General features: G+C 62.6%; 12 protein-coding genes. 6 read left to right on the forward strand and 6 right to left on the reverse strand.

Features of this window, described 5'->3' with window-relative positions:
• Positions 1-3: 3 nt before the first annotated feature.
• The 5 genes from NKK51_RS15540 to yacG all read left to right on the forward strand — a co-directional run bounded on the left by NKK51_RS15540 (position 4) and on the right by yacG (position 2,089).
• Positions 4-489 carry a UPF0262 family protein gene (locus NKK51_RS15540; protein ID WP_013530198.1) on the forward strand — a complete coding sequence of 162 codons (486 nt, stop codon included), beginning with the start codon at positions 4-6 and terminating at the stop codon, positions 487-489.
• Positions 477-938: an arsenate-mycothiol transferase ArsC gene (locus NKK51_RS15545; RefSeq protein ID WP_081734750.1), complete on the forward strand. Its 462-nt coding sequence runs from the start codon at positions 477-479 to the stop codon at positions 936-938. The genes NKK51_RS15540 and NKK51_RS15545 overlap by 13 nt, the downstream gene beginning before the upstream one ends.
• A gap of 87 nt (positions 939-1,025) precedes the next feature.
• Complete coding sequence (infA, locus tag NKK51_RS15550) at positions 1,026-1,244, forward strand: translation initiation factor IF-1 (RefSeq protein WP_006200926.1); 219 nt, start codon at positions 1,026-1,028, stop codon at positions 1,242-1,244.
• 21 nt (positions 1,245-1,265) lie between these two features.
• The gene (locus NKK51_RS15555; protein ID WP_128302679.1) at positions 1,266-1,895 is read left to right on the forward strand and encodes a Maf-like protein; all 630 of its coding nucleotides are present in this window, start codon (positions 1,266-1,268) and stop codon (positions 1,893-1,895) included.
• On the forward strand, positions 1,892-2,089 hold the full coding sequence (gene yacG, locus NKK51_RS15560; RefSeq protein ID WP_352553754.1) for a DNA gyrase inhibitor YacG: 198 nt from the start codon (positions 1,892-1,894) through the stop codon (positions 2,087-2,089). Before NKK51_RS15555 ends, yacG begins: the two co-directional genes overlap by 4 nt.
• A 4-nt stretch (positions 2,090-2,093) precedes the next feature.
• Here the strand turns inward: yacG and NKK51_RS15565 are convergent, their stop codons facing one another.
• From NKK51_RS15565 to NKK51_RS15590, 6 genes are all read right to left on the reverse strand, one after another.
• Positions 2,094-3,464 carry an alpha-glucosidase/alpha-galactosidase gene (locus NKK51_RS15565; protein WP_352553756.1) on the reverse strand — a complete coding sequence of 457 codons (1,371 nt, stop codon included), beginning with the start codon at positions 3,462-3,464 and terminating at the stop codon, positions 2,094-2,096.
• A 19-nt stretch (positions 3,465-3,483) separates the two neighbouring features.
• A complete protein-coding gene (locus NKK51_RS15570) occupies positions 3,484-5,151 on the reverse strand; it encodes an ABC transporter ATP-binding protein (RefSeq protein WP_352553758.1) in 1,668 nt (555 codons plus the stop codon).
• A 10-nt stretch (positions 5,152-5,161) separates the two neighbouring features.
• Positions 5,162-6,301, reverse strand: a complete 1,140-nt coding sequence (locus NKK51_RS15575; RefSeq protein WP_352553760.1) for an ABC transporter permease — start codon at positions 6,299-6,301, stop codon at positions 5,162-5,164.
• 1 nt (position 6,302) lies between these two features.
• A complete protein-coding gene (locus tag NKK51_RS15580) occupies positions 6,303-7,310 on the reverse strand; it encodes an ABC transporter permease (RefSeq protein WP_127296635.1) in 1,008 nt (335 codons plus the stop codon).
• A gap of 111 nt (positions 7,311-7,421) precedes the next feature.
• Positions 7,422-9,506: an ABC transporter substrate-binding protein gene (locus NKK51_RS15585; RefSeq protein ID WP_352441085.1), complete on the reverse strand. Its 2,085-nt coding sequence runs from the start codon at positions 9,504-9,506 to the stop codon at positions 7,422-7,424.
• Positions 9,507-9,638: 132 nt separating this feature from the next.
• Positions 9,639-11,105, reverse strand: coding sequence for an alpha-glucosidase/alpha-galactosidase (locus NKK51_RS15590; RefSeq protein WP_352553762.1), 1,467 nt, complete (start codon positions 11,103-11,105; stop codon positions 9,639-9,641).
• A 212-nt stretch (positions 11,106-11,317) separates the two neighbouring features.
• Between NKK51_RS15590 and NKK51_RS15595 the strand changes: the two genes are divergently transcribed.
• Positions 11,318-12,226 (forward strand): AraC family transcriptional regulator, encoded by a 909-nt coding sequence (locus tag NKK51_RS15595; RefSeq protein ID WP_352441087.1) that lies wholly within the window; start codon positions 11,318-11,320, stop codon positions 12,224-12,226.
• The last annotated feature ends 26 nt before the right edge of the window (positions 12,227-12,252 follow it).

Below are 12,252 nucleotides of genomic sequence, written 5' to 3' on the forward strand. Positions count from 1 at the left end.
GCGATGTCTGGCCCCGATCAAACCCGCGCCAGGCTGATCGATGTCGAACTCGATGAATCGATCGGCCGGTCGACACCCGATGTCGAGCATGAACGCGCGGTGGCGATCTTCGACCTGATCGAGGAGAACAGTTTTCAGCCCGTCAATGACAGCGGCGACGGCCCTTACCGGCTGAAACTGTCGCTGGCCGAGCAGCGCCTGGTGTTTGCCGTGGCGCGCGAGGATGGCACCGCCGTCGTCACTCATATCCTGTCGCTGACGCCGCTCAGGCGCATCGTCAAGGATTACTATATGATCTGCGAAAGCTACTACGACGCCATCCGTTCCTCGACGCCGAGCCACATCGAGGCGATCGACATGGGCCGCCGCGGCCTGCACAATGAAGGTTCGCAGACGCTGATGGACCGGCTATCCGGCAAGATCGACATAGACTTCGATACGGCGCGCCGGCTGTTCACGCTGGTCTGCGTACTGCACTGGCGGGGCTAGCCCTGGCACCCGGCGCCCTGCCCCGTTCGATCCTGTTCCTGTGCGGCATGAATGCCGTGCGCTCGCCAATGGCAGAGCAGCTGGCGCGCCGCATGCTGCCCGCCGCCATCTTTGTCGCTTCGGCCGGCGTTCGCGCCGGCGAGCGCGATCCGTTCGTCGATGCGGTGCTTGCCGAGGAAGGCCTGTCGTTGGGCGAGCGTCACCCACGGACCATGGACGATCTCGAGGACGATTATTTCGACCTCATCGTCACGCTGGCGCCGGAAGCGCACCACGCCGCACTTGAACTCACCCGCTCGCTCGCTGTCGAGGTCGAATACTGGCCGACGCCGGACCCGACCGACGCCGCCGGCACGCGCGAACAGATCATGGCGGCCTACCGGGACGTGCGCGAGCGCCTGAAAGCGCGGATCGGGCGTCGATTCACACCTCCGGAGGCCGCCGATTAAGCGTGTTCACAAGCGGACGATTATCATATAGGTTCCGCCGAAATTCCGGCCAGGGCGCTGGAACTACCATCCAAGCAAAGGTATCGAATGCCGAAGGAAGAAGTCCTCGAGTTTCCGGGTGTCGTGACGGAATTGTTGCCGAACGCGATGTTCCGGGTAAAGCTCGAAAACGAACACGAAATCATCGCCCATACGGCCGGCCGCATGCGCAAGAACCGCATCCGCGTGCTGACCGGCGACAAGGTTCTGGTCGAGATGACGCCATACGACCTGACCAAGGGCCGCATCACCTATCGTTTCAAGTAAGCAAAGCCCGACTGGTCCGCGATGAGCATTTTGCAGAAGCTGGTGCTTGCCTCGGGTTCGCCGCGCCGGATCGAACTCTTGCAGCAGGCCGGCATCGAGCCGGACCGGGTGCTGCCGGCCGATGTCGACGAAACGCCGCTGCGTGCCGAGCATCCGCGCTCGCTGGCCAAGCGGCTGTCGAAGGAAAAAGCCGAGAAGGCGTTCGCGTCGCTGAAAACCGAAGCCGACTACGCGCCGGGCTTCGTCTTGGCCGCGGATACGGTCGTCGCCGTCGGGCGGCGCATCCTGCCCAAGGCAGAAACCCTCGACGACGCCGCCAACTGCCTCGGGCTGTTGTCAGGCCGTTCGCACCGGGTCTATTCCGGCATCTGCCTGATCACCCCGGGCGGCAAGCTGCGTCAGCGGCTGGTCGAGACGCGGGTGCGCTTCAAGCGGCTGCCGCGCGAGGAGATCGACGCCTATGTCGCGTCGGGCGAATGGCGCGGCAAAGCGGGTGGTTACGCCGTCCAGGGCCTCGCTGGTGCCTTCGTCGTCAAGCTGGTCGGCTCCTACACCAATATCGTCGGGCTGCCGCTCTATGAGACCGTGGCGCTGTTGAGCGGCGAGGGCTTCAAGGTGCATGGCGGCTGGCTGGCGGGACCCCGGCTATGAGTTCCGACTCCAAGGTCACACCCTTGCGCCCGAAGCGCCCCTGCCCCGAATGCGGCAAGCCCTCGGCGCGCGACACCTTTCCGTTCTGCTCGACGCGCTGCAAGGACATCGACCTCAACCGCTGGATGAAGGGCGCCTATGTCATCAAGGCCCGCGACGACGAGGAAGAAACGGACCCCGACGATCCGAAATAGGTCGTCAGGCGGCTTCGATCTTGCGCCTCACACGCGCCCAGGCTGGCAGCCAGTCGCCGTGGGCGGCGAGGAGATCGTCGACCAGTGACCAGATCTGATCGAGATCGAGTTCGGCCGCAGTATGCGGATCCATCATCGCCGCATGGTAGATGTGCTCGCGGTTCTCCGTCATCAGCGCCCGCACCGTCAGTTCCTGCACGTTGATGTTGGTGCGGATCAGCGCGGTCAATTGCGGCGGCAGCTCGCCGATATAGGTCGGCTGGATGCCGGAGGCATCGACCAGGCACGGCACTTCGGCGGCACAGTCCCTGGGCAGCGAGGTGATGCAGCCATTGTTGCGGACGTTGCCGTAGATCACCGAAGGTTCGCCGGTCCAGACAGAATTCATGATCGAGGAGGCATATTCCCGGGACTGCTCGACCTCGATGCGGTCGGCCGAGCGATAGGCTTCCGCCTGCCCCTTCCAGCGCTCGATCTGCTCGATGCAGCGCTTGGGATATTCGTCCAGCGGGATGCCGTACTTCTCGATCAGGTCCGGGCGGCCTTCCTTGATGAAATAGGGCGTGTATTCGGCAAAATGTTCCGAGCTCTCGGTGACGAAATAGCCGAGCCGGGTCAGCATCTCGTAGCGCACCTTGTTGGGACAGCGCGGATTCCAGCCGGGCTTGGGCGCGCGGCCTTCGCGATAGGCGCGCACGAGATCGGGATAAAGGTCGCGGTAGGAACCGTCCGGCTGGCGATGCTCGAACTTCAGATAGAACGCCATGTGGTTGATGCCGGCCGAGCGATAGCGGATCTCTTCGTACGGAAGGTCGAGATCGTGCGCCAGCTCCATTGCCGTACCCTGCACCGAATGGCAGAGACCGACCTGCCTGATGTCAGGGTATTTCTCCGCTATCGCCCAGGTGTTGATCGCCATCGGGTTGACATATTGCAGCATGATCGCCTGCGGGCAGACGGCGAGCATATCTTCGCAGACCTTCCAAAGATGTGGCACGGTTCTCAAACCGCGCATGATGCCGCCGACGCCCAGCGTGTCGGCGATCGTCTGGCGCAGGCCGTATTTCTTCGGCACCTCGAAGTCGGTGACCGTGCAGGGCTCATAGCCGCCGATCTGGAAGGCGACGACGACGAAATCGGCGTCGGCCAGCGCCTTGCGCTGGTCCGAATGGGTCTCGGTCTTCGCCTTGACGCCCAACGTCGCGATCAGCTTGTTGACGACAATGGCGCTCTCTTCCAGCCGTTGCGGATTGATGTCCATCAGCGCGATCGTCGCGCCGGAAAGCGACGGGCGCTGCAGCACGTCGCCGACAATGTTCTTCATGAACACCGTCGAGCCGGCGCCGATGAACGTGATCTTGGGATTTCTTGCCATGCTAACCTCCGGCATATGTTCAGGCCACGTCGAAAGCGGCCCTGACGAGCCGTTCGGTGTAGGCGGTCTTGGGATTGGACAGGACGTCGTCGACGGGGCCCTGCTCGACGATCTTGCCGTTCTGCATGACGATGACGCGGTGGCACAGTGCGCGCACCACCTTGAGGTCGTGCGAGATGAAGAGGTAGCTGAGGCCGCACTCGTCCTGCAGCTTGCGCAGCAGGTCGATAATCTGCGCCTGGACGGAGAGGTCGAGCGCCGATGTCGGCTCGTCGAGCAGGATGAATTCGGGTTCGAGCGCTATGGCGCGAGCGATGGCGATGCGCTGCCGCTGGCCGCCGGAGAATTCATGCGGAAACCGCGACAGTATATCGCCCGGCATGCCGGCGCTGACCAGCGCGTCGCGCACCCGTTCGACCCGCTCGCGCCGCGTCGCCCCTATGCTGTTGACGATCAGCCCTTCCTCGATGATCTGGCCGATCGTCATGCGCGGGTTGAGCGAGGAGAACGGATCCTGGAAGACGATCTGCATGCGCGAGCGCAGCGGCCGCATCTCGGCACGCGATAGGCCATGGATCGGCTTGCCGTCGAAATGGATCTCGCCGCGCTTGGCGTCGATCAACCGGAGCAAGGCCTGGCCGAAGGTGGTCTTGCCGGAGCCGGATTCGCCGACCAGCCCCAGCGTCTCATGGCGACAGAGTTTCAGGCCGAGATCGTCGACGGCGACCAGCTCTCGCCAGTCCGGTTTCAGGAAGGTGCCGTGGCGCAGCATGAATGAGACGCGCACGCCGCTGGCTTCGAGAATGATGCCGCAGCCCTCCGGCAGCGGCTTCGGCTGCCCATGCGGCTCGGAAGCCAGCAGCCGTCTCGTATAGGGGTGCTGTGGATTGGCGAACAGCCGTTCGGTGACGTTGTGCTCGCACATTTCGCCATGCTGCATGACATAAACGTAGTCGGAGAACTGGCGCACCACGGTCAGGTCGTGGGTGATCAGGATCACCGCCATGCGCAGCTCTTTTTGCAGGCTGCGGATCAGGTTCAGGATCTGCGCCTGGACGGTGACATCGAGCGCTGTGGTCGGCTCATCGGCGATCAGCACATCGGGATTGTTGGCCAGCGCCATGGCGATCATCACCCGCTGGCGTTGCCCGCCCGATAGCTGGTGCGGGTATTGCTTGAGCCGCGCGGCGGGATCGGGAATCTGCACATGCTGCAGAAGTTCCAGTGCGCGCGCCCAGGCCTGCTTGCGGCTGACTTTGCGATGCACCCGGATCGCCTCGACGATCTGGCTGCCGACCGTATAGATCGGGTTGAGCGAGCTCATCGGCTCCTGGAAGATCATCGAGATGCGGTTGCCGCGCAGCTTGCGCCGGGCGCTCTCGGGAAATTTCAGGATGTTTTGCCCGTCATAGCAGACGCTCGATCCGGGGGACACGGTGGCGCGCCGCGACAGAAGGCCCATGACGGTGCGCGCCGTCACCGACTTGCCCGAACCGGATTCGCCAACGATGGCGATCGTCTCGCCGCGATAGAGCTGAAACGAGATGTCCTTGACCGCGTCGACGACGCCATGCTCGACCTTGAAGGCCACGGCGACGTTGCGGGCGTCGATGATCGGCTGGCCCCGGCGTCCGTCATGGTCGTGACGGACGGTTGGTGCGAAGGATTCGGCGAGCGCGACGGACATCTCAGGCACCTCAATAAGGGTCGACGGCGTCGCGCAGGCCATCGCCCAGCGCGTTGAAGGCAAAGACGATGACGAGCACGAAACCGACCGGCGACAGGATCCAGGGATAGGTGCCGATGACGGAATAGGTCGCGGTGTCCTGCAGCATCAGACCCCACGAGATCAGCGGCGGCTTGACGGCGAAGCCGAGGAAACCGAGGAAGGATTCGAGCAGCACCACCGTCGGGATCGCCAGCGTCACGGCGACAATCACATGGCTCATCACATTGGGGAAGATGTGCTGCATGATGATGCGACGGTCGGTGGCGCCGACCGCCATGGCGGCGCGCACATACTCGATCCGCGCCAGCGCCAAAGTCTTGCCGCGCACCTCGCGAGACATCTGCGCCCAACCCAAGGCCGACATGACGATGATGACGAAAGCGAGGAAGACGTTGGTGGGAGCGGTGACCGGGATCAGCGTCGTCAGCGCCAGATAGAGCGGCAGCTGCGGGAAGGCGAGCACCAGTTCGACGAAGCGCTGCATCCAGACATCGAACCTGCCGCCAAAATAGCCGGAGACCATGCCGACGGTGGTGCCGATGACGGTGATGATGAAGACGACCGTCAGCGCGATCATTAGCGAGACGCGCGAGCCATGGATGGCACGCGACAGCACGTCGCGGCCGAACTTGTCGGTGCCCAGGAAATGCACCGGCTGGCCGTCCAGCGAGCCGAACAGATGCCGGTCCGCCGGCAACAGCCCGAAGAGCTTGTAAGGCGCGCCATGCACGAAGAAACCAAGCAGCCTTGGATGATCGTAGTCGGGACCGACGACGGGCTGGAAAGTGACCGGATCGAGGTCCGCCGAATCGGCCAGCGCATAGACCCTCGGCCGCGCGACGAAACCGCCATCTCTGTCATGGAAAACAGGCACCTGCGGAGGCGCGAAGCCGACATCCGTCACCTTCGGGTCCATTGGCGCGATGAACTCGGCGAACACGGCCATCACCAGCAGCAGCACGACGAGCCAAAGCCCGGCCATGCCGGTCCAGGAGCGCTTCAGCCGGCGCCAGACAAGGGCGAGGTAGCTTTCGTTACCGCGCGCCGGTTTGGCTACGATGCGACCTTCGGCCGGCAGCGGTGGAGGGGATGGATCGCGCGCCAGCATCTCAGCGCTCCCCGAACTGGCGCACGCGCGGATCGAGCAGCACGAGCAGCATGTCGGCGATGATGTTGCCGACGATCAGCGTCGCCGACAGCACCATCATGAAGGTGGCGGTGACATAGACATCGCCGACAGCCATGGAGCCGACGATCGCCGGGCCGACAGTCGGCAGCGCGAAGATGATCGCCGTCTCGATTTCGCCGGTCAACATGTAAGGCAGCACCACACCCTGATACATGATGAGCGGGTGCAGTGCGTTAGGCACGGCGTGGCGCATGACGACGGCGGCGCCGGTCAGCCCCTTGGCCCTTGCCGTCTCGACATATTGCGCGTTCAGCGTATCGAGCAGATTGCCGCGCATGACGCGCATATTGTAGGCGAGCCCGCCGAAAGTCGCGATCGCCACCACCGGCCAGACATGCTTGACCAGATCGACGAATTTGGCCCACGACCACGGCGCGCCCCCATATTGCGGCGAGAAGAATGAGCCGATCTCCGACACGTTGAATTGGAAGACCAGGAGATAGACGATGATCAACGCCATCAGGAAGCGCGGCACCGTCATGCCGAGGAAGGAGATGGCCGACAGCGCCGAGTCGATCCAGGTGTATTGCCGGGTCGCCGCCCATATGCCGAATGTTATGCCCAGCACCGAAGCCAGCAGATGGCAGACCAGCGCCAGGAGAAGCGTGCGCGGCAGGCGCTCGCCGACCACGTCGGCGACCGGTTTGTTGTAATAGAGGCTGTAGCCGAAATCGCCTCGGGTGACGATGCCGCCGATCCAGTTGAGATACTGGAGGGGAAGCGGCTTATCGAGACCATGCTCGATGCGGTAGGCCTTTGCCTGCGCGTCGGCCTCGGCGAAGGAGGCTCCACCCTGGTTGATCGCCTGCGAGCGGATGTAGTCGGCATAATCGCCCGGCGGCGCCTGGATGATGGCAAATGTGGCCAGGCTCAAAATGGCGAGGACCGGGATTGCCGACGCTATTCGCGTGAGCAGGAATCGCAGCATGGACGGTTCGTTTCCTCGTCTCGCCGATCGCGCCCTTGGTTGCGTCCGGAGGTTGGTTTGTCCGGCCGCGCCAGCGGCGCGGCCGGAGGTCTCTCAGTCAGGGAGGTAAACCTAATTCATCGGCCCCTTCTCTCCGGGTTTGCCGGGCAGTTCTTGCGGGAACAATTCGTATTTCGCCTGCTTGTCGGCCGCGACAAAGACCCGTTCGCGGATGATCGAATCCTCGGCCCAGTTGAACATGAAGATCGGCGTGCCCTGTGGGATGTTCGAGAAACGCTTGTTGACGATCAGCGCGCCGGGATACTCCGTCAGGCCGACATTGTAGACGTGCTCCGTCGAGATCTTCTGGAATTGTTTCATCAGGCTGGCGCGCTGGTCATTATCCTGGGTGGAGACGAACTTGTTGACGATGTCGACGAGGTCCTTTTCGAACGGCATCACATCGACCTCGCCGTTCTCCGGCGCACGATGGTCCCAGCTGGTGCGCGGACCGACCGGGGCAAGCTGCACGGTGTTCTGCACCACCGACGTCAGTTCCTGTTCGTTGCGACGGACCAGCCAATCGAAGCGGCCGGAATATTGCGAAGCGTCGCGTTGGGTCCCGTTGAGGCCGTTGAGCACGACTCGAAGCCCGAGCTTTTCCATCTGGGCGACGACGCCTTCGGCAAGGCTCTTGTCGGTCGTGTAGTCGTTGTTGACCAGCATCACGATCTCGACATTCTTGCCGCCGGCGGTGCCGGAAGGGAAATTCACGAAGCCGTCGCCGTCCGTATCCGTGAGGCCGGCCTTGGCGAGTTCCGCCTTGGCGCCCTCGAGGTCGAAGGGGTAGTAGACCGTCGAAGCGCGGTCGTAGAAGCTGGTTCCTGACGACAGGCCGCCGGGATAGATGGCGGTGAACGGTCCCTTGACCAGCGAGTCGCCGAGCGCCTTGCGGTCGAGCGCCATGGTGACGGCCTTGCGGAAATCCTCGTTGCGGTTCAACTCGCGGATCGCCTGGCCGCGTTCGTCCGGATTGCCCCAGCCATTGGCAGAAAAATTAAAGCGCAGATTGTAGCCGATGAGCCGCGGGCCGAAAGCAAGACGGGCCGGCGCGTTCGCCTCTGCCGCACGCTTCAGCGAGGCGACGAAGTTTTCCGGCTGCTCCAAATTGGAAAAATCGGCCGCGCCGGCCACCGCCTGGACATCGCGGTCGGCCCAGGTCGACAGCTTGTAGTGCAGTTCGTTGAGATAGGGCAGTTGATTGCCCTTTTCGTCGACCTTCCAGTAATAGGGATTGCGGCGCATGACGATGATGTCGTCCGGCCGGTATTCGACCGGCACCCAGCCACCCATCACCGGCATGTTCATGAATTCCGGCGGGAAGGCATTTTTGAACTGATCATAGGTATTCTTCGAGTATTTCGGATGCTGCGGCTTCAGGATGTGCGCGGGGCCCGGACAGAAGGTGCCGTAGGCCATGGCGTACAGGTACTGCTTCGGGAAGGCATCCTTGAAGGTCCATTCGACGGTGTAGTCGTCGATCTTCTTCAGCGTCGTGCCGACGCCGAAGGTTTCCGGCGTCGCACCGTTCAGCGGCGAGACGTTAGGATCGACCACCTCGTCGTCCCAGTAGAACATGACGTCGTCGGCATTGAAGGGCACGCCGTCCGACCACTTCGCTCCTTCGATGAGGTGCATGGTCAGCCTGTGGCCATCGCTCGACCAATCCCAGCTCCTGGCCAGGTTCGGCAGCGGCTCGGTGTCCTTGGCCTCGACCTGGAACAGCGGGGCGGTGCGCGTCAGGCATTCGGAGAGGCCGATGTCGATGCCGCCCCAGCCTTGCGTCTGACCGGCGCCGTAGTTCCAGCCTTCCGGCCGCCCGCCGATGACGTGGCGCATCGTATCGCCATAGACGCCGATGCCGTCCTGCATGTTGCCCGTCTTGTAGACCAGCGGATCTTTCGGCAGCCTGTCTTTCACCGGCGGCAGCTTGCCGGTCTTGACGTATTTCTCGGTGACCCAGTCGGGCTCGTGATATTCGGGAAGCGCCTTGAACTCCAGGATCGAGTCTCGCGCGACATAGTTGATCTTGCCCTCGGCGGGAAACGGTGTCGGCGCCGGCGGAACCGTCGGCTCGGAAGCGTAAGCACTGAGTGCCGAGACCGAGACGCTCAGCGTCAGTCCGGCAGCAAGGCCGATATTGCGTAAATTCCTCACGGTCTCTCTCCCTCTTGTTTGTCCGGAGCGTTTGCACCCGCTCCGCCTCTCCTCGAATTCAAACGGCTTCGTGGCAATGAATCCGCCTCCCATGGATCCACCATCACCGCATGAATTTTCAGCCGGCCCGCCTCAGCCGGCTTGCTTCAGCGCGGCTTTTTCGGCGCGCAATTCCTCGATCGAGCGAACGCTGCGCCGTGCGGCGCCCGCCCACTCGCGGGTCTTCACCTGAGATGTCGACAGCCGCTCCCTGGCGGCCGGAACCGCATGGGCATATTGCGGCAGCCAGGCTGCCTGGGCGACGACCATTTCGTCGACCATCTGCCAGACCTCCTCCGGCGTCGAAACCGCGCCGACCAATGGGTCATGCAGCACGGCGAGCTTCAGAAGATCGATGTCGCCTGATATCGCGGCATGCACCGACATGCGCTGGACGTTGATCGAAGCGATGCAGGTGGCGGCGCAGGCTTCCGGCAACGTGATGCCGGCGGCCATGTTGATGCCAAAACGGTCGACGAAGCCCGGCGACTCGATGATGGCGTCCTGCGGCAGGTTGGTAATCACGCCATTGTTCTTGACGTTGAAGTGGCCGCGATAGACCCGGTTGGTCTCCAGCGCCTCCAATATGTGGCTGGCATGCTCGTTGGAGCGCTTCTCCCGGTCGATCGGCTTGGACGCCGCTTCGAGGAACTGCGGATATTCCGTCTCGAACCAGTTGCGGGTTTCGGTGGAGTAACGGAGATAGCCGCCAGTCTCGCCATGGATCCAGTCGGACATATCGATCCAGCGCGTGATCTCGTCGGGACGTTTGCGGTACCAGGGCAGATATTCGGAAAGATGGCCGTTGCTTTCGGTCGAATAGACGCCGAAGCGCTTCAGGACATCGATGCGCAGTTTCTCCTGCCTGGAATAGACGGGATGCGCCTCGAAGGCAGCCACCAGTTCGTCCTTGCCGATGGAGCGGCCGTTCAGGCGCAGGCCGATGAACCAGGTCTGGTGGTTGATGCCGGAACAGACATAGTCGAGCTCCTGCGTGGACTTGGCGCCAAGCACCTCGGCGATCTGCTCGGCGCCGTGCTGGACGCCGTGGCAGAGCCCAACAGTGTCGACCTTGCCGTATTCGATCGCCGCCCAGGTGTTCATCGCCATCGGGTTGGCGTAGTTCAGGAACTTGACGTTCGTCTCGGCGACCTCGCGCATGTCCTTGCAGAAATCCAGGATCACCGGGATGTTGCGCTGGCCATAGAGAATGCCGCCGGCACAGATCGTGTCGCCGACGCATTGGTCGATGCCATATTTCAGGGGAATGCGGATATCGTCGGCATAGGCTTCGAGACCGCCGACCCGCACGCAGCTGATGACGTAGCGAGCGCCTTCGAAAGCCTGGCGGCGGTCGGTCGTCGCCGTCACCCTGGTCGGCAATCGGTTCGCCTCGACGATCTTGTCGAGGATCGCCTTGATCATCTGAAGGTTGTGCTCGCTGACATCGGTCAGCGCGAATTCGATGTCCTCGAATTCGGGCACGCACAGGATGTCGGTGAACAATTTCTTGGTGAAGCCGACGCTGCCCGCGCCGATGATAGCGATTTTGAAACTCATCAGCCGCACCTCATTCCACTTCGAATTGCAGGCAAGGAATGACAATGGAAAGCTGTAGCCACATGCCGACATGTATGCAGGACAAGCCGGAATCGGGCTCGCCAACCTCCCCGTCCGCTCCTCGACTGCGGATCTCTCTCGCTTTTCGACGGGGATTATGCGCTTATTCGCGAGCGCGACCAGAGAAGGATTATGCTTTCGGGGGTAATTTTGTGCTGCAGGATTTGATACAAAACGGACAGTCCATGCGCACGATCTCGCTGCCGCGCGGCCGCCAGCGCCTGCATGCCATGCCGACGAGCACGGGCTATGAAGTGCGCGAGGACGAGATCTACGACTGGGATGGGCGAAAGCGCGGCCAGACGCCGTTCACCGTGCTCCAGCACACGATCAGCGGGACTGGCCGGCTGCGCTACGAGAACCGCAATTACCGCCTGCAGAAGAACGACACATTGCTGGTGCTGGTGCCGCACAACCACCGCTACTGGCTGGCTGAGGACGAGCGCTGGGAGTATTTCTGGATTTCGATGAACGGCGAGGAGGCGTTGCGCATTCACAAGTCGATCCTCAGCGTCTCGGGTCCTGTATTTCGGCTGCAGCCGGCGACGATCGATCATCTTGCCGATTGCAGCCTGCGCCTGATCAAAGGCGCCGCTTCGCCGGGCGCTGCTTCGGCGATAGCCTACGAGGCTGCGATGGCGCTCTATGACGATGTCTTCGGCTCCCATGCCTTTGCCGAAAAACAGAGCGTTATGCAGCCGGTCATCGATCACATCAACGCAAATCTCGACAAGCCGCTGCCGGTGGCGGATCTGGTGCAGATCAGCGGCCTCAGCCGGGCCCATTTCTCACGCTGTTTTGCTGAAAGCGAAGGCTTGCCGCCTGCCGAGTTCGTGCTGCAGCAGCGTCTGCAACGCGCGGCGAAGCTGCTGACCAAGGCGGATTTTCTGCCGGTGAAGGAGGTCGCTATCCTGTGCGGCTTCGAGGACGCGAACTATTTTTCAAAGGTCTTCCGCCGCTGCTACGGCATCACGCCGAGCCAATTCCGCACCACAGGCATGTACGCCAATTTGCGGACTCCGGCCAGGCGTGGCGTCAGGGCGCCTGATGACGAGACCTGACGCCGCGACCGTTAAGCCGGCAGCCA

The sequence above is a fragment of the Mesorhizobium sp. M0011 genome (assembly GCF_040324155.1).
Classification (GTDB): domain Bacteria; phylum Pseudomonadota; class Alphaproteobacteria; order Rhizobiales; family Rhizobiaceae; genus Mesorhizobium.